At 69.8% G+C, this 16,518-nt stretch carries 17 protein-coding genes; 9 read left to right on the top strand and 8 right to left on the bottom strand.

Going from position 1 to position 16,518, the window contains the following annotated elements; genetic code table 11:
* The first annotated feature begins 6 nt into the window (after window positions 1–6).
* Window positions 7–402: a RidA family protein gene (locus F4560_RS03560; protein WP_184916162.1), complete on the top strand. Its 396-nt coding sequence runs from the start codon at window positions 7–9 to the stop codon at window positions 400–402.
* Between the two features lie 82 nt (window positions 403–484).
* Window positions 485–1,117: a class I SAM-dependent DNA methyltransferase gene (locus tag F4560_RS03555; RefSeq protein ID WP_184916160.1), complete on the top strand. Its 633-nt coding sequence runs from the start codon at window positions 485–487 to the stop codon at window positions 1,115–1,117.
* A gap of 2 nt (window positions 1,118–1,119) precedes the next feature.
* On the opposite strand, the gene F4560_RS03550 is transcribed toward F4560_RS03555, so the two are convergent.
* On the bottom strand, window positions 1,120–2,088 hold the full coding sequence (locus tag F4560_RS03550; protein WP_184916157.1) for a helix-turn-helix domain-containing protein: 969 nt from the start codon (window positions 2,086–2,088) through the stop codon (window positions 1,120–1,122).
* 93 nt (window positions 2,089–2,181) lie between these two features.
* On the opposite strand from F4560_RS03550, the gene F4560_RS03545 reads away from it, so the two are divergent.
* Window positions 2,182–2,898, top strand: coding sequence for an NIPSNAP family protein (locus tag F4560_RS03545; protein WP_184916154.1), 717 nt, complete (start codon window positions 2,182–2,184; stop codon window positions 2,896–2,898).
* Between the two features lie 21 nt (window positions 2,899–2,919).
* Here F4560_RS03545 and F4560_RS03540 read toward each other — a convergent pair whose 3' ends face one another.
* A complete protein-coding gene (locus F4560_RS03540) occupies window positions 2,920–3,495 on the bottom strand; it encodes a TetR/AcrR family transcriptional regulator (protein ID WP_184916151.1) in 576 nt (191 codons plus the stop codon).
* A gap of 99 nt (window positions 3,496–3,594) precedes the next feature.
* On the opposite strand from F4560_RS03540, the gene F4560_RS03535 reads away from it, so the two are divergent.
* Window positions 3,595–4,149 (top strand): hypothetical protein, encoded by a 555-nt coding sequence (locus F4560_RS03535; protein ID WP_184916148.1) that lies wholly within the window; start codon window positions 3,595–3,597, stop codon window positions 4,147–4,149.
* A 10-nt stretch (window positions 4,150–4,159) separates the two neighbouring features.
* Here the strand turns inward: F4560_RS03535 and F4560_RS03530 are convergent, their stop codons facing one another.
* The 3 genes from F4560_RS03530 to F4560_RS03520 are packed head-to-tail and all read right to left on the bottom strand — an operon-like array spanning window position 4,160 to window position 6,665.
* A complete protein-coding gene (locus tag F4560_RS03530; protein WP_184916145.1) occupies window positions 4,160–4,912 on the bottom strand; it encodes an ABC transporter permease in 753 nt (250 codons plus the stop codon).
* Window positions 4,909–5,655, bottom strand: a complete 747-nt coding sequence (locus F4560_RS03525) for an ABC transporter ATP-binding protein (protein WP_184916142.1) — start codon at window positions 5,653–5,655, stop codon at window positions 4,909–4,911. Before F4560_RS03525 ends, F4560_RS03530 begins: the two co-directional genes overlap by 4 nt.
* On the bottom strand, window positions 5,652–6,665 hold the full coding sequence (locus tag F4560_RS03520; protein WP_184916138.1) for an ABC transporter substrate-binding protein: 1,014 nt from the start codon (window positions 6,663–6,665) through the stop codon (window positions 5,652–5,654). The genes F4560_RS03525 and F4560_RS03520 overlap by 4 nt, the downstream gene beginning before the upstream one ends.
* A 64-nt stretch (window positions 6,666–6,729) precedes the next feature.
* On the opposite strand from F4560_RS03520, the gene F4560_RS03515 reads away from it, so the two are divergent.
* Window positions 6,730–8,301 (top strand): FAD-dependent monooxygenase, encoded by a 1,572-nt coding sequence (locus F4560_RS03515; RefSeq protein WP_184916135.1) that lies wholly within the window; start codon window positions 6,730–6,732, stop codon window positions 8,299–8,301.
* Window positions 8,291–8,893, top strand: coding sequence for a cupredoxin domain-containing protein (locus tag F4560_RS03510; protein ID WP_184916132.1), 603 nt, complete (start codon window positions 8,291–8,293; stop codon window positions 8,891–8,893). Before F4560_RS03515 ends, F4560_RS03510 begins: the two co-directional genes overlap by 11 nt.
* Here F4560_RS03510 and F4560_RS03505 read toward each other — a convergent pair.
* The 3 genes from F4560_RS03505 to F4560_RS03495 are packed head-to-tail and all read right to left on the bottom strand — an operon-like array spanning window position 8,890 to window position 11,663.
* A complete protein-coding gene (locus F4560_RS03505) occupies window positions 8,890–9,642 on the bottom strand; it encodes a tRNA(His) guanylyltransferase Thg1 family protein (protein ID WP_184916130.1) in 753 nt (250 codons plus the stop codon). The genes F4560_RS03510 and F4560_RS03505 overlap by 4 nt on opposite strands.
* A 2-nt stretch (window positions 9,643–9,644) precedes the next feature.
* A complete protein-coding gene (locus tag F4560_RS03500) occupies window positions 9,645–10,103 on the bottom strand; it encodes an AAA family ATPase (RefSeq protein WP_312868333.1) in 459 nt (152 codons plus the stop codon).
* A gap of 27 nt (window positions 10,104–10,130) precedes the next feature.
* Complete coding sequence (locus tag F4560_RS03495) at window positions 10,131–11,663, bottom strand: MFS transporter (protein WP_184916127.1); 1,533 nt, start codon at window positions 11,661–11,663, stop codon at window positions 10,131–10,133.
* A gap of 275 nt (window positions 11,664–11,938) precedes the next feature.
* On the opposite strand from F4560_RS03495, the gene F4560_RS03490 reads away from it, so the two are divergent.
* Genes F4560_RS03490 through F4560_RS03480 form a run of 3 tightly spaced genes read left to right on the top strand, consistent with a single transcriptional unit; the run spans window position 11,939 to window position 16,508 of the window.
* On the top strand, window positions 11,939–12,850 hold the full coding sequence (locus F4560_RS03490; protein ID WP_184916125.1) for a glycosyltransferase: 912 nt from the start codon (window positions 11,939–11,941) through the stop codon (window positions 12,848–12,850).
* On the top strand, window positions 12,847–14,727 hold the full coding sequence (locus F4560_RS03485) for an ABC transporter ATP-binding protein (protein WP_184916122.1): 1,881 nt from the start codon (window positions 12,847–12,849) through the stop codon (window positions 14,725–14,727). The genes F4560_RS03490 and F4560_RS03485 overlap by 4 nt, the downstream gene beginning before the upstream one ends.
* Complete coding sequence (locus F4560_RS03480; RefSeq protein ID WP_184916119.1) at window positions 14,724–16,508, top strand: ABC transporter ATP-binding protein; 1,785 nt, start codon at window positions 14,724–14,726, stop codon at window positions 16,506–16,508. The genes F4560_RS03485 and F4560_RS03480 overlap by 4 nt, the downstream gene beginning before the upstream one ends.
* Window positions 16,509–16,518: the final 10 nt, after the last annotated feature.

The raw sequence follows: 16,518 nt of genomic DNA, 5'->3' as shown, positions 1-16,518 counted from the left end.
GTGGCAGTGGAGCGAACGGCCGTCAACCCGGTGACGTGGTCGGTGGCGATGGGATTCAACCAGGGTGAGGTCGTCTCCGGGCACACCCGCACCCTGTACTGCTCCGGGCAGACCGCGACCAGCGGTGACGGCAAGCCCCAGCACGCCGATGACATGGCGGCGCAGGTGGCGCTCAGCCTCGACAACCTGGAGGCCGTGCTCGGCGAGGCCGGCATGTCCCTCTCGAACCTCGTCCGGCTCAACGTCTACACCACCGACGTCGATCTGCTGTTCCAGCACTACGGCGTGCTGGCGTCGCGTTTGGGCGCCGCCAGGGTGGCACCGACCACCACGATGCTCGGGGTGACGCGGCTGGCGTTCCCCGACCTGATGGTCGAGCTCGAGGGAACCGCCGTCGCGTGACGTGGGGGCACCGGCGAAGGCCTGCGGTGCGGTCCTTTCCCGGTGCCCTCCTCCCGAACCGCCATGCATAGGGTTTCGTGCCATGACCGTGCACGACACCGGGGCCGCGTACGACGCGGTCGCGTCCCTCTACGCCGAGCTTTTCAGCGACATGCTCGACACCAGACCGCTGGAGCGCGCGCTGCTGGCCGCGTTCGCCGAGCTCGTGCAGGCCCACAACGCCGGACCGGTCGCCGACATCGGATGCGGTCCCGGCCACGTCACCGCGCACCTGCACGCGCTCGGGCCGACCACGTTCGGCATCGACCTGTCGCCCGCGATGATCACCCTCGCCCGCGAAGCGCATCCAGAGCTGCGGTTCGACGTGGGCACGATGAGCGCGTTGGACCTCGCGGACGGAGTTCTCGGCGGCATCCTCGCCTCGTACTCCGTCATCCACACGCACCCGCCCGAACTGCCGGCCGTGTTCACCGAGTTCCAGCGGGTGCTGGCGCCCGGCGGCCACCTGCTGCTCGGATTCTTCGCCGGCGACGATCCCGTGCCGCAGGAATTCGACCACAAGGTCACGCTCGCCTATCGGTGGTCACCCGACAGCCTCGCGGGACTGTTGCGCCACGCGGGGTTCGTCGAGGTCGCCCGACTGCTGCGCGAGCCGCACGAAGGCGAGCGGTTCCAGCAGGCACACCTGTTGGTACGCAAGCCGCAAGACCAGTAGCGCTATGTCGTCGCGCGGAAGGCCCGGCGGTATGCGGTCGGGGTGACGCCCAGGTGCAGGGCGAAGTGGCGGCGCAGGTTCGCGGCCGAGCCGAGTCCACTGCGTTCGCCGACCTGGTCCACCGCCAGATCGGTCGACTCCAGCAGGCTCCTCGCGCGGATGACGCGTTGGGTGAGCAGCCATTGCAGCGGCGTCGTCGCGGTCGCGTCGTGGAACCGGCGGACGAACGTGCGGGCGCTCATGCCGGCTCTCCGCGCAAGGACGTCCACGGTCAGCGGCTGGTCGAGGTTTTCGGTGGCCCAGTGCAGAAGCGGGCCGAGGCCGTCGTCGTCGGTGTCGGGCACTGAGACGGCGACGTACTGCGACTGACCCCCGGCCCGGTGGGCGGGCAGCACCATGCGGCGGGCCACCTGGTTGGCGACGTGCGCGCCGAGGTCACGGCGGACCACGTGCAGGCACAGGTCGATGCCCGCACTACGGCCGGCGCTGGTGAGCACGTCACCGTCGTCCACGTACAGCACGGTGTCGTCCACTTGCACCAGAGGATGGAGCATCGCCAACGTCGCGGCGTACATCCAGTGCGTGGCCGCACGCCTGCCGTCGAGGAGCCCGGCCGCGGCCAGGACGAAGGAACCGGTGCACAGCGAGACGATGCGCGCGCCCGCGTCGGCGGCGGCACGCACGGCCGCGATCAACTCCGGCGGAATGGGGCGACCGGACTGGACGCACGCGTACGGCAGCGCCGGCACGATCACCGTCTCCGCGTCGGCCAGGTGTTCGAGACCGTGGTCGGCGCGCTGCCAGAAGCCGAACTCGCCGCGGGTGCCGGACGGGTCCGCCGCGCACAGCCGCAGGTCGTACCAGGGGTCGGCCAGGTCCGTCCGCTTCGGGCCGAACACTTCGCAGGCGATGGCCAACTCGAACAGCGGCATGTCGTCGATCACGGCCAGAGCGACCGACCCGGGGCTCATGGCCGTGAGTGTGGCAGGAATCGTGCGAACAGTGGAAGCCCTGCCACTCGCGGGTGCGGGACGGCGCCGGCATCGTCCCCGGCCGTGAACCTCATGAACGTTGTCGAGTTGCGGCAGTACACCCTGCGCCCCGGGCAGCGTGACGTGTTGATCGACCTGTTCGACCGCGAGTTCGTGGAAACCCAGGAGGACGTGGGAATCCGTGTGGTCGGCCAGTTCCGTGACGAGGACGACCCGGACCGGTTCGTGTGGCTCCGCGCGTTCCCCGACATGGACGCCCGACGTGAGGCGCTGACCGCGTTCTACGTGGACGGAGCCGCGTGGCGAGAGCACAGCGCCGCAGCCCGCGCCACGATGCTCGACACCTCCGACGCCCTGCTGCTGCGTCCCGCCCGACCTCAATCCGGGTTCGCCCTGTCAGCGGCCGAACGTCCCCCGGTCGACGCGGTGCCGAACTCCCGGGTGGCGATCACCATCTACCACCTGGACGCCCCGGTGGACGAGGAGTTCGTCGGCTTCTTCGAGGAGTGCGTGAAGCCGGTGATGACGGAGACCGGCGCACCACCGGTCGCGTACTTCTCGACCGAACCAGCAGCCAACACCTACCCCGCACTTCCCGTGCGGACAGGGGAAAATGTCTTCGTCTGGCTGACCGTGTTCGCCGACCCGGCCCACCGCCAGGACCACGAGCGACGACTGTCCCGGACGACAAGTTGGCGGCAGGAGGTGCTACCGGAACTGTCGCAACGGCTGAGCACCCCGCCACAACACCTCAGACTCACCCCCACCGCCCGATCCCGCCTGTGCTGAGCAGGCGATCACGAAAGCGGCTCAGGCACGGACCTGGAGTAGACCCTCGACTCCTTGGAGGAAGGTTTCACAGATCGGTTCGGGGTCGGACAGGCAGCCGGTGGCCATCGCCCCGTCCCGCAACATGACGACGTGACGGGCGGCGGGTTCAGCCGGTGCGTCCCCGATGCGGGCCAGCAACTCGGTGATCGTGCGCGCGAACCACTCGCGGTGCGCGAGGACGGCTTGGTGCACGGGGTGGGCCCGGTCGGGGTACTCCGCCGCGGCGTTGAGGAAGGCACACCCGCGGAAGCCGGGAGACCGGATGCCCTCCGCGATGGACCCGGCAACGGCCCGGAGGGTGTCGGGCGCCGACAGTCCCCGGGCGAGGATGGCGTCCGCCTGGCTCCGGATGGCCTGGTCGGCTTCCCGCAGGTAGCACACGATCAGGTCGTCCTTGCCGGGGAAGTGCCGGTACAGCGTCGCCCGCGTCACCTTCGCCTCGGCCACGATCCGGTCGATGCCGACGGCGTGGATGCCCTCGGTGTAGAAGAGCCGGGTGGCCGTGGTGAGCAGCCGCGACCTCGCTTCGGAGACCTGGCCGTGAACGTTCGTCATCATCGTCACCATAGCAGGGAGAACGTTCGGTCTTGACGTGCTCGCGCGGAGCTGACAACGTCACACAAGACCGAACGTTCTCCTCCTCAAGGAGCTCTCGTGAGTGCCAGTACCGTCGCCGCGCCCACCACCATCGCGCCCGCACTACGACGCTTGTACTTCGTCCGCTTCGGATTCGCCCTGGTCTGGGCCGGCCTGCTGTTCACGAGCGCGTCGGAGCTCGGGCCGATCAGCGTCACGCTGCTCGTCCTGTACCCCCTGTTCGACGTCGTCGCCGTTCTCATCGACGTTCGCTCATCACAGGCCGCCAAACCCGCGCTGGGCCTGTACCTGAACATCGCGATCAGCGGGGTCGCCGGCGTAGGCCTCGCCGTCGCCGCCGCTTCCGGCATCCCGGCGGTGTTGCGCGTGTGGGGTGCGTGGGCGGTCGTCTCGGGCCTCACCCAACTCATCGTCGGCGTCAGCCGCCGCACACTGGGCGGCCAGTGGCCGATGATCATCAGCGGCGGGCTCTCCACGATCGCAGGAACGTCGTTCGTCCTGCAAGCCGCGCAGCCGAACGCGTCCCTGGTCAACCTGGCCGGCTACGCCGCCGTCGGCGGCTTGTTCTTCCTCGTCTCGGCGGTGCGCCTCGGCCGCTCGGCGCGGACGTAGCGCGCGCGAGCTAAACCACTTCCCTGTGCTCCTCGGCCCAAGGCAGCGCCTTCCGCTCGATGTACGCGATCCCGTAGAAGAGCGTGATGCTCATGATCGCCAGCAAGGACATCGCCGCGAAAGCCAGCGACGTGTCGGCGCTCGCGCCGGACTGGGAGATGACGTAACCAAGCCCGGCGCGGGCGCCGATGAACTCCGCGATCACCGCACCGATGACCGCGAGCGAGATCGCCACCTTCAGTCCGACGAACACCTGCGGCAGGGCATACAGGAAGCGCAGCTTGAAGAACTCCTGCCGACGCGTGGCGTCCAGCGAACGGAGCAGTTCCACCAGTTCGTGCGGCGTGGACTTCATGCCGGACGCGGTCGAGATGACCACGGGGAAGACGCACACCAGCACGATCAGCAGCACCTTCGACTCGATGCCGAACCCGAACCACACCACGAAGATCGGCGCGATGGCCACCTTGGGCACGGCGTTCAGGGCTACCAGCAACGGGTAGAACATCCGCTCCAGGACCTTCGAGCCGACGATGAGCAGCGCCAGCGGCACACCGACCACAATGGACAGCAGAAAGCCCAGAACGGTCTCACCCAACGTCACCAGGCTCTGCTCCAGCAGGTAGCCCGGCAACTCCGCGAACGACGACACCACATCGGCCGGCGACGGCACCAGGAACGACTCGATCCCGAACACGATCGTGGCCAGCCACCAGAGCCCGATGATCACCAGCAGCCCGACCACCGGCAACACGATGGTCACGCCGTCACCTCGCCCAGCAGCCCGCGCAGCTCACGGCTCACCTGGTCCAGGTCGGCCCGCCCGAGCTCGCGCGGCCGGGGCGCGGCGACGTCGACGACCCGGTGGATCCGGCCGGGCCGCGGGCTGAGCACCACGATCCGGTCGGCGAGCACGACGGCCTCCTCGATCGAGTGCGTCACGAACACCACCGCCCGCGGCAGCTCCAGCTGAACGCGTTGCAGCTCCTCGGAAAGCTCCGTGCGCGTCAACGCGTCCAACGCCGAGAACGGCTCGTCCATCAGCATCACCTTCGGACTCTGGATCAACGACCGGCACAGCGACACGCGTTGCTGCATCCCACCGGACAGCTCGTGCGGCAGCCGTTTCTCGAACCCGCCGAGCCCCACGAGGTCCAGCAGCCGGTGCGCCCGCTCCCTGGCTGACCGCCGGTCCAAGCCGAAGATCTCGATCGGCAGCAGGACGTTGGACAGCACCGACCGCCACGGCAGCAACGCGGGGCGCTGGAACATGAACGACACGTCGCGGCGCGGCTTGGTCACCGGCTCTCCCGCCACGGTGATCCGCCCTGACGTCGGCGTCACCAGGCCCGCGACGAGCCGCAACAACGTCGACTTGCCGCAGCCGGACCGCCCGATCACCGCGACGAACTCGTGCGCGCCCACCTCCAGGTCGATACCGGCCAACGCGGGGACCGCACCGGCGCGGCCGTCGAAGACCTTGGCGACCTGACGCAGGCGGATCACGGCTTCGGCACCAGCCCGAAGGACACGACGTCGCCGGGCTTCACCGATCCGTCGGGGACCGCGCCGGCGTCCACGAGGGTGCCGATGATCTTCTCGACCCGCGCCTCGGTCAGTTCGCCCACCGGGCCGCCGAACCCGGACGGCTTGACGTAGGGGCCCATCAGCGTGACCTCGGCGCCGGCCACGCCCGCGTCCTGGGTCGGCTGGTGCTTCTTGAGGATCCGACCAAGTTCGTCAGGGTGCTCGATCGAGTACGCGAGGCCCTTGAGCAGCGCGCCCGTGAACCGCCGCACCCGCTCGGGATCGTCGGCGGCGAGTTCCTTCGACGTGACGAGCGCGTTGCCGTACAGGTCGGGCACCAGGTCGCCGTACGGCAGCACGACCACCTTCCGCCCCTTCACCGCGGCCTCGATCAGCGGTTTGCCGACGACGAACTGCCCGATGCCGTCCACCTGACCCGCCGCCAGCAGTTGGGGCAGGGAGGGCGGTGCCGACGGCACGAACTCGACCTTGGCGGGATCGATGCCGGCGGCTTTGGCGTAGACGGGGAACATCACCTGATTGGTCGAACCCGGCTGGTCGCCGATCTTCTTCCCGACCAGGTCGGCCGGCTTCGAGATGCCGTTGCCCTCCAACGAGACGATCGCGGCGAGGGACCGTTGGTGGATCGCCGCGACCGCCGTCACCGGCAGCTTCTCCTTGGCCACGGTGATCGCCGTGGCGGTGAAGTCGGCGATGCCGAAGTCCGCGCGACCACTGGCGACCAGCTTGAGCACGTCGACGCTGCCGGTGCCCGGAGTGATCGTGACGTCGAGACCCGCTTCGGCGAAATATCCCTTCTCCAAGGCGACATAGGCGTAGGCGTCGCGCCCGAAGGTGCTGAACGACGTCAGGTAGGCGACCTTGTCCAGGCCCGCTGAACCGTCGTCCGACCCGCTGTCGCCGTCCGAACCGCCGCAGCCGGTGGCGGCCATCGCGATCACGAGCAAGACTGCTGAAAAGGACTTCATGATCCTCCCCTGACACCACCCATGTCATCCCCCGATACCCGAACATAGAGGCTGGGAGGGGACGATGGACACGACCAATCCGCCGGTGGCGGTCATCGGCGGCGGCCCGATCGGGCTGATCACCGCGCTCGGCCTGGTGTCTCACGGCGTGCCCGTGGTGGTTTTCGAGGCCGGCGCCGACCTGTCCGCCGACACCAAAGCCGGGACGATCCTCACCCGAACGCTGGAAGTGCTGGACCGGTACGACGCGCTCGGGCCGGTGCTCGGGGCGAGCCTGCGCATCGACGAGATCGGCGAGCTGGACCGCGCCACCGGCGTGTCCACGGGCAGCGTCCTCACCTCGGCGTTGGCCGGCGAGACGCGGTTCCCGTTCGTCGTCAACATCCCCCAGCACGAGCTGGAACCGGTGCTCGCCGACGTGCTGGAACGCCGTGCGCCGGGATCGTTGCGGATGCGGCACCGGTTGGACGACTTCGAGCAGCACGCGAACGGCGTGACGCTGCGCCTGTCGACGCCCGGCGGCACGGTCACCGTCGAGGCCAGTCACGTGCTGGCGTGCGACGGCGGGCGATCCACCATTCGGGAACGACTCGGCATCGAGGTCAGCGGCTACACGCTGGAGCAGCGCTACATGCTGGTCGACCTCGTGTGCGACCTGGACATCGGCAATCCGCGGGACTACCCGTACCTGGCCTACTTCGGCGACCGCGAGGAGTGGATGGTCCTCGTGCGGCAGCCGCACTGCTGGCGGTTCGTCTTCCCGCTCGGGCCCGGCCGACCTGAGCCGACGTCCGACGAGCTGCGGGACAAGGCACGCCACTTCATCGGTGACGTCGACGAGATCAAGGTCCTCGGCAGCAACGTCTACACCGTGCACCACCGCGTGGCGACGTCGTGGCAACGGGACCGCGTGTTCCTGCTGGGCGACGCCGCGCACCTGATCACCCCGATGTGGGCGTTGGGCCTGAACACCGGCGTCCTCGACGCGTCCAACCTGCCGTGGCGGATCGCGTGGGTGCGCCGGGGGTGGGCGGGCGAGGCCCTGCTCCGCGGCTACGAGGCCGAGCAGGCGCCGGTGGCCGTCCGCGGTTCGGGTGAGATGGCGGAGGCGGCCCGCGCGGTCATGGACCGGCGTCTCGACTCGACCACGGGGATGGGCGCGGGCGGGTGGGGCGACGCGATGACGCGCACGCTGCTCGGGGTGCGGCTGAACGTCGACGGCGAGTGGTCGATGGTGCGCGACACGGCCACCCCTACCCCGATCCGGGTGGGTGAACGGGTCCCCGACCTGCGCGTGTTCGGGCGGCGCGGACCGGTGCACCTCCACGAGCTGTGCCGGGACTCGTTCGTCGCCCTGCACCTCACCGACGCGCGCCGCCGGCCGCCGATTCCCGCGCACGACCCCGCCGGCCTGCGGCAGGTGGTGGTGAGCCGCTGGGACGCCCCGCACGACTCGGGCCTGCGGGACCGCGCGTACTTCGATCCCGGCGAGACGGTGCGCACGCGTTTCGGGCTCGGCGATGTCGTGGTGCTGCTGCGGCCCGACGCGCACATCGCCCACGTCGAACCCTGGACCACCGACTCCGGGCGGCACGTCCAGGAGCGTTACCGGCAGGAGGTGCGCCGTGAGGGGTGACGTCGTGGTCTCGCCCTCCGGCGACGAGATCGTTCTCGCCGACGTCGGGCAGGTCGTGCTGCACGACGACGCGCTGGTCCGCGTGTGGGACGTCGCGCTCGAACCGGGCGAGACCCATCCGTGGCATTTGCACCACAACCCTTATGTGGTGCTGAGCATCGCCGGTTCGGCAGGCCGGATGGACTGGCTCGACGGCAGCGAACCGCGGTTCCTCTCCGAGTACCGGGGAGGCGCGGTGTACCGGCCGGTGTCGCCCGTGCACCGGCTGACGAACATCGGGAAGTCCTTCTACCGCAACCGGCTTGTCGAGCTCAAGGACCTCGGTGAGCACCGCACCGAGCCGCTGGACGTCGGGCCGGGCGCGCGCAGCGTCGAGGGTGAGCCCGCCGAACCACTGCCCGACGGACGGGTGCCGGTGCTGCTGCACGACCACGTCGGCGTGTGGACGGTCACCGGTGGTGAGGTGGACCTGTCAGGGCCGCACGTGCTTGCCGCGCTCGACTCGGACGAAGTACGGCTCCACCCGGGCGGGCCGTGCGTGCTCGCCGGCGAGTGGTTCGTGGTCGAACTCCGTTATCCGACAGCTTTCTAGGGTGCGCCGATCAGCCGGGTGACGAGGGCGCGGTAGTCGTCCTTCATCGGCAGGCCGCGTTCGATGTGGACGTGGCGCCGAGTGGCGGTGACGTCGACCTCGCGGACGGGGTCGCGGCCGGTCCGGGTGTGGTCCTCCCACCAGAGGCCGATGCCCCGGCGTTGCCAGGCGGGCAGTTCGTTGAAGTTGATCCCGTGCTCGAACAGGATCTCGTTCTTGTCCGCGGTGGACGTTCCGCTCAAACGCCGAGTCGCCTCCTCGCGTGACGCGCCGGCCTTGCGCAGGGTCCAGTAGCACCAGCCGTTCAGCGCGCAGCGGGTGGCGTCGGCCTGCCGCCAGGAGACGTAGTCGATCACGTCACTCGCGCCCGCGCCGATCCAGATCCGGCTGTCGAAGTGCGCGGGTTCGCTTGCGGCGTGGGTGAAAGCGGAGGACGCGATGCCCGCGGAGATCGACACGATCTTCTCCACGCTTCGTGCGAACAGGTGGTGGCCGGGGTGGAGCACGACGGAGATCTCGTCGCTCTCGGTGTAGGCGTAGCGGCCGTCGAACTCGGTCAGCAACGCCTGCGCGGTCTCCACCATGAGCCCGGAGAACCTCGCGTCGAACGGCTTGTCGAAACGCTCCTCGGTGAACCGCGAGAACCCGCGCCCGTCCACCCGCACGACCATCCAGACACCGGCCGGCACCGTCAACGCGTGGAACCACTCCCTGGCACGTTGCCCGGCCTCGAACTCGGTGAACCGCATCGTCACTCCCCTAGGGGTTGAACGTCGAACCCGCCCCGGCCGTCGAACCGCACGGTGGACAACGCGTCGAATCCGTCAGCGAGCCGCGGCCGCCGAAGGTGCTTCACTGTGGCATACAGCCCCACGTCGGGCACCCTCGTTTTGTCGTCCCTGGCGGCGTTGCGCGCCACCGACCCGGTGAGGTCCGGCGGGAACCAGTACCCGATGACCCGCGCCCCGCGCTCCCGACCGGCCGCGATCAACGGTCCCCATTCCTCGGCCGAGGGATTGGTGTTGTCGACCGCCACGTCGTGCCCCGCGTCCAGCGCTTCGCCGACCAGCCGCAACTGCCGAACCTGCCGCCGCCGCGCGTTCGGGAAGGCGTCCTTGCTGACGTGGACGTGCGTCACGGCCAGGACGCTGCGGTAGAAGCTCGTCTTCCCCGACGCCTGAAGCCCGATCAGGATCGCAACCTCCGCCACCGACCTGATCCTATTCGACCGCTGTGATCAGGTGGTCTCCAGGACGGGAACCGGCGTTTCCACGGCTTCCACCGGGCGGATCCTGCGCAGCGCGATCATGCCGACCACCGCGAACACCACGACGATCACGGCGCCGATGACGGCGACGGTGTGCAGGCCGGACGAGAAGGCGTCCCGTGCGGTGGCAACCACATCGTCCGCCAGCGGGCCGGGAAGAGTGCCCGCCGCCTGAAGGGCTCCGGCCATGCTGTCCGTCGTCAGAGCGGCGGCCTCGGCGGGCACCTGTTCGGGAACGGTGACCTCGCCGCGGTAGACGGCCGTGGCGACGCTGCCGAACACCGCGATTCCCATGGCGATGCCGAACTCGGCGCTGGTCTCGGACATCGCCGAAGCGGCGCCGGCCTTCTGCGGCGGGACCGAGCTGACCACCATCTCGGTGCACAGCACGCCCTGCGGTCCCATCCCGAAGCCGGCGATCGACATGCCCACCACCACGAACGCCACGCCGCCCACACCGTCAGCCTGCGTGAACAGCAAGATCCCGCCCGCCGCGACCAGCATCCCGAAGCCGAGCACGAACTCCGGCCGGAACCGCCGCGCCAGCCGTGGCGCGATCAGCGACCCGACCACCACCGCACCGGCCTGCGGCACCAGCAGGACCCCTGCCTCCACCGCGGTCAGCCCGGCGACCATCTGCAAGTACTGGCTGACCAGCAGGAAGACGCCGCCCATGGTGAGCGCGCCGACCAGCATGATGCTCACGGCCGCGCTGAACGCCCGCACCCGGAACAGCTTCAGGTCCAGCATCGGGTCGGCCAGGCCGCGCTGCCGGCGGACGAACACCACGCCGATCGCCACACCCACGGCCAGCACGGCCATCTTGGTCAGCGACAGCCCGTCCGTCGCGGTCTCCTTGAGGGCGTAGACGATGGGCAGGATGGCGCCCAACGACAGTGCCACGCTCGCCAGGTCGAGCCGTCCGGCGGCGGTGTCGCGGTACTCCGGCAGCAGCTTCGGCGCCGTGACCAGCAGCAGGACCATGACCGGCACGGCCATCAGGAACACCGAGCCCCACCAGAACTGCTCCAGCAGCACGCCACCGACCACCGGCCCGATCACCATGCCGCCCATGAAGCAGCTCATCCACACCGCGATCGCGGTACCGCGCTGCCTTGGGTCCTGGAACATGTTGCTGATCAGCGCCAACGTGGACGGCATCAGCGTCGCCCCGGCGACCCCGAGCACGGCCCGCGCCGCGATCAGCATCTCCGGACTGGTGGTGAAAGCCGCCACGATCGACGCCAGGCCGAAGGCGGCGCCACCGACCATCAGCAGCTTCCGCCGACCGATCCGGTCACCGAGGGTGCCCATAGTGACCAGGAAGCCGGCGATCATGAAGCCGTAGATGTCGATGATCCACAGCAGTTGGGAGCTACTCGGCCGCAGATCGGCGGCCAGGTGCGGGACCGCCAGGTGGAGCACGCTCATGTCCAGCGACAACAGCAGCGTCGGCAGCGCCAGCACCGCCAACCCCCACCACTCGCGTCGTCCTGCCCTCATCGTCGTCTCCCCAAGGTCTCGATCGTGTCCCGTCATCCTTCCGTCGAACGGCACCGGCCCAGATCGACATGTGAGCCGGAACAAGTCGAAAAAATCTTCCGCGCGAGCCAATCTCGTCACTAATAGTGATCGTCACACCACGAACAGTCCCGATACGGGCCGAACGCCGGACCGGTGCGCCGTCGCGCCGACCGCGCGAGTGACTTCGTCCGCGGTGTTGACCAACGCTCTCGAACCTCGGCAGACTTGCGCGGACCTCTGAAGGAGAGCCTCTCGTGGGTAGCTCTGTGCGCTGCACGGTGATCGTCCCGACCTACAACCGGAGACGATTACTCGAGCTCACGCTCGACTCGCTCGACAAGCAGGACCTGCCCCGCGACCAGTTCGAGGTGCTGGTGGTCGATGACGGCTCCAGTGACGACACGGCGGCCATGGTGCGGGGTTTCGAGGACCGGTTCGACCTGCGGTACTTCTACCAGCCGGACGAGGGTTTCCGGGTCGCCAAGGCGCGGAACGTCGGTATCCGGCACGCCGCCGGCGACATCTGCGTCTTCGTGGATTCCGGTGTGCTGCTGCACTCCGCGAGCCTGAGCGCGCACGTGACGGCCCATGAGGCCTCCGTGGAACCGTTGGCGCTCAACGGGTACGTGTACTGCTTCAACCTGGACAACGAGGACGCCCGGCTCATCCGCAAGGTCGTCGACGTCGACGACATCGACTCCTCCATCGCGTCCATCGCGCGAACCGGGGCGTGGCCGGACGTGCGCGAACCGTTCTACGAGCGGTACTCCGACGACTTCCACCACCTCCCCGCGCCGTGGTTGATGTACTGGACGTGCCACGCGTCGGCACGGACGGAGCAGGTGCGCGAGGTCGGCATGTACGACGAGGAGTTCCGGCAGTGGGGCGGGGAGGACCTCGACCTCGCCTACCGGCTGCACCGCGACGGCGCCCGGTTCGGTGTGCACCGCGAGGCGAGCGCCATCCACTACCCGCATGACAAGGACCACGGCGACAACGCCAGGTTCGCCCGGGAGAACTACCGCTACATCGTGGAGAAGTACGGGACGCCGATCATCCGGTTGCTGGTCGAGGAGCCCTCGATCCGCTTCTCGATGTTCAACGAGGTCGTCGAGGAACGCGGACTGCCCCGCTGTGCCGACTACCGGACCGCCGGGCAGGCATGAGGAACCGGGGCGGCACGGCACGAGAGCAGTTCGCCGCACGACGGGACATCGTCCGGCTCCTCCCCCGCGCCGGCCGCCGACTGGTCGCCGGTCTGGTCGCGGTCAACCTGGTGCTCGGGTGCCTCCCGGTCGTGTTCACGGTGGCGACGGCGATGGTGCTCGGACGGGTTCCGGCGGCCGTCGACGCGGGGCTGGACTCCGGCGCGTGGGACTCGCTGGTCACGCTGTTCGGTGTCGCGGCCGGCGCGTTCGTCGCCAGGCAGCTGATCTCCCCGGCGGAGCGGGCCATGGCCGAGCTGATGACGCGCCGGATCGACGGCCAGGTGTACGACGAGCTGATGGCCGCGTCACTGCGAAGCCCCGGCCTTGGCCCGCTTGAGGATCAGCAGGCACTCGACGCGCTCCGGACCGCCGCGCGGGAGGTCGAGTTCGGCGTGCAGAGCCCTGGCCGGGCCGCCACCGGCCTGCTCGCGCTGATCGCGCGGTACACCGAGCTGACCGGCAGCGCGATCGCGGTGGGGGTGGTGTTCTCGTGGCCGGCGGCCGTGGCGCTCGTCGCCACCGTGATGCTGTTCCGCCACGGCCAGCGCGGCGGGCTGCGCCGGTACGCCAAGACCCGGTCCCTGCTCGCCGCCGACCAGCGCGAGATCGACTACCTGCGCGAACTGGCCGGTGGCGCCGCCGCCGGCAAGGAGATCCGGGTCTTCGGCCTGGCCGGCTGGCTGCGGCAACGCCTGCGGGACACCCACCTCCGCTTCCTCGAACCCCTCTGGGCCGAGCGCCGCCGCATCTACCTGTGGCCGTTCGTCTGGTTCTCGGTCGCGGGTCTCACGGTCACGGGCGTGGTGTTCGCGGTGGTCGGCGCGACGGCGCACGAGATGACGCTGACCGGGTTCGTCCTGACCGCGACGGCGACCCTCAGCCTGCTGCGGCTGGCCGAGCACTACCCGGAGGCGGACCTGCCGACGGCGATCGGCATGAGGGCTTACGACTCGGTACGACGGTTCGCCGAGCACGTCGACGCCCACGAGGAGGACTCGGGCCCGGTGCGGCGGCAGACGGTGCCCGAGCCGGTCGCCGCCATCCGGTTCGAGCAGGTCGGCTTCCGCTATCCCGGTCACCAACGGATGATCTTCGACGGGTTGGACCTGACGATCCTGGTCGGACGCTGCACGGCCATCGTCGGCGTGAACGGCGCCGGCAAGACCACCCTGGTCAAGCTGCTCGCCAGGCTCTACGAGCCGACGGCCGGCCGGATCACGCTGGACGGCGTCGACATCCGCGCGTTCCCGGTCGAGGAGTGGCGTGCCAGGCTCAGTGTGATCTTCCAGGACTTCGTGCGGTACGAGTCGTCCGTCGCGGACAACGTCGGTCTGGGCGCCGTCGGCTTCCTGGACGACCGGGCGGGGATCCGCGAGGTGGTCGACTCGGTGGGCCTCGCGGAGGTCGTGGACCGCCTCCCCCGCGGGCTGGACACGCGGCTGGCGCGGCACCTCACCGACGGAACGGAGCTGTCCGGCGGCCAGTGGCAGCGCGTCGCGCTGGCGAGGGCGTTGTTCGCGCTGCGCCACGGTTCACGGGTCGTGGTGCTGGACGAGCCGACGGCGAGCCTGGACGTGCGTGCGGAGACCGGTTTCTTCGAGGAGTTCGCCGGTCTCGCCGAGGGCGCGACCACGTTGCTGATCTCGCACCGGTTCTCGACCGTGCGGCACGCCGACCTCATCGTCGTGCTGGAGCACGGCCGGGTCACCGAGCAGGGCGGCCACGAGGACCTGCTGGCCCGCGACGGTCGTTACGCGGAGCTGTTCCGGCTGCAAGCGGACCGGTTCGTCGACACCCCGGACACCGTCCGCGCAGTCGAGGGAGCGGTCAGGTGAAGGTCCTGCTGACCGGCGCGTGGACCATGATCGCCACGGCGTGGCGGCTGAACCGGCGCAAGACGGCGCTGGCGGTGTTCCTGATGACGGCCGGCGCCGTCGCCGCCCCGCTGCTGGCTGCCGCGCTCGGTTGGATGACCCGCGAGGTCGTCGCGGGCGACGCCGGGCACGCGGTGTTCGCCGGCCTGACCGTCGCCGTGCTGGCGGTGATGGTGCTGGCCCTCGCGCACTTCGGCCACGTGGCCTACTACGAGCTTTCCGAGCTGGCCGAGCTGGACTTCGACGAGCGCGTGATCGAGGTGTCGAACGGTTCCGCCGGCATCGAGCACCACGAGCGGGCCGAGCACGCCGACACGTGGACCGTGCTGCGGCAGGAGGGCAGGCAGTTCCGGACCGGTCTTGAGGCGCTGCTCAACGGTTTCGGCCTCATCCTCGCCGTGGTGCTCACCGGCGTGCTGCTGGCCGTGCAGAACCCGTTGCTGTTGTTGCTCCCCGTCGCCGCGGTGCCGCCCCTGCTCGCCGGCCGCCTGGCCGAACGGGTGCTCGACCGGGCCAGGACGGCGACCGCCGAGCCGACCAGGACCGCGCTCAACCTGTTCCACCTCGCCACGTCCGCACGTCTGGCCGGAGAACTACGCGTGTCGGGGGTCCAGGCCGAACTGCGTGCCCGGCACAACCGGCTGTGGACGAGGGCGACGGGAGGGCTGTGGCGGGCGCACCTGACCGCGACGTGGATACGCGCGGCGGGACAGGTCGTCTTCGCGCTCGCGTACACCGCGGGTGTGCTGCTCGTGGTGCGCGACGCGATAGCCGGGAGGCGCGGGGTCGGCGACGTCGTGTTGGTGATCGTGCTCGCCGCCCAGGTCAACCAGCAGGTCGCCACGGCCGTCACCCTCCTTCAGGATCTCCAGCGGATGGCCGGCGCGTACCGACGCCTCACGGAGGCCGCCGCGTTGGTGACCGGGGACGATCCGGCGCCTCGCCGTTCTTCGCCGCCGCAACGGCTGCACGCCGGGATCTCGCTCGACGGGGTGGCCTTCACCTATCCCGGCACCGACGTTCCGGTGCTGCACAAGGTCGATCTCCACCTCCCGGCCGGCGCCACCGTCGCGGTCGTGGGCGAGAACGGCGCCGGGAAGTCGACTCTGGTCAAGTTGCTCTGCGGGTTCTACCGGCCGTCCGAGGGTCGGATCCTGGTCGACGGGGTGGACCTGCACGGCATGCCGGTCGACCAGTGGCGCACGCGGATCGCGGCCGGGTTCCAGGACTTCGTCCGGTACGAGTTCCCGGCCCAGCAGGTGGTCGGCCTCGGCGACCTGCCGCGGATGGGGTCGGAGCCGGCGGTCCGTGCGGCACTGGACCGCGCCAACGCCACGGGCGTGCTGGACGACCTGCCCGATGGCCTGCGCACGCACCTCGGCAAGAGCTATGCCGACGGCGCGGAGCTGTCCGGGGGTCAGTGGCAGAAGCTGGCGCTCGGCCGGGCGATGATGCGGGAGGCCCCGCTGCTCCTCGTTCTCGACGAGCCGACGTCGGCGCTGGATCCCGAGGCGGAGCACGTCCTGTTCCAGCGCAACGCCGACCACGCGAAACGGGTGGCGAGCAGAACCGGGGGCATCACCGTCTTCGTGTCCCACCGGTTCTCCACGGTGCGCATGGCCGACCTGATCATCGTGGTCAAGGACGGCCGGGTGGTGGAGACCGGCAACCACACCACGCTCACCGCCGCCGACGGTCTCTACGCGGAGTTGTTCGCGTTGCAGGCGAAGGCGTACAGCTGAGGACTCTCTA

Origin of the sequence: Saccharothrix ecbatanensis, from assembly GCF_014205015.1 — a bacterium.
Taxonomy (GTDB): Bacteria; Actinomycetota; Actinomycetes; order Mycobacteriales; family Pseudonocardiaceae; genus Actinosynnema; species Actinosynnema ecbatanense.
This window is presented reverse-complemented; position numbering and strand designations above follow the sequence as displayed.

Bases quoted from the DNA above. Each gene is read 5' to 3' on its own strand.
- F4560_RS03515 (WP_184916135.1), top strand. From the start codon at position 6,730: ATGGACACGACCAATCCGCCGGTGGCGGTCATCGGCGGCGGCCCGATC.
- F4560_RS03485 (WP_184916122.1), top strand. From the start codon at position 12,847: ATGAGGAACCGGGGCGGCACGGCACGAGAGCAGTTCGCCGCACGACGG.
- F4560_RS03505 (WP_184916130.1), bottom strand. From the start codon at position 9,642: ATGCGGTTCACCGAGTTCGAGGCCGGGCAACGTGCCAGGGAGTGGTTC.
- F4560_RS03495 (WP_184916127.1), bottom strand. From the start codon at position 11,663: ATGAGGGCAGGACGACGCGAGTGGTGGGGGTTGGCGGTGCTGGCGCTG.
- F4560_RS03520 (WP_184916138.1), bottom strand. From the start codon at position 6,665: ATGAAGTCCTTTTCAGCAGTCTTGCTCGTGATCGCGATGGCCGCCACC.
- F4560_RS03540 (WP_184916151.1), bottom strand. From the start codon at position 3,495: ATGACGAACGTTCACGGCCAGGTCTCCGAAGCGAGGTCGCGGCTGCTC.
- F4560_RS03555 (WP_184916160.1), top strand. From the start codon at position 485: ATGACCGTGCACGACACCGGGGCCGCGTACGACGCGGTCGCGTCCCTC.
- F4560_RS03550 (WP_184916157.1), bottom strand. From the start codon at position 2,088: ATGAGCCCCGGGTCGGTCGCTCTGGCCGTGATCGACGACATGCCGCTG.
- F4560_RS03545 (WP_184916154.1), top strand. From the start codon at position 2,182: ATGAACGTTGTCGAGTTGCGGCAGTACACCCTGCGCCCCGGGCAGCGT.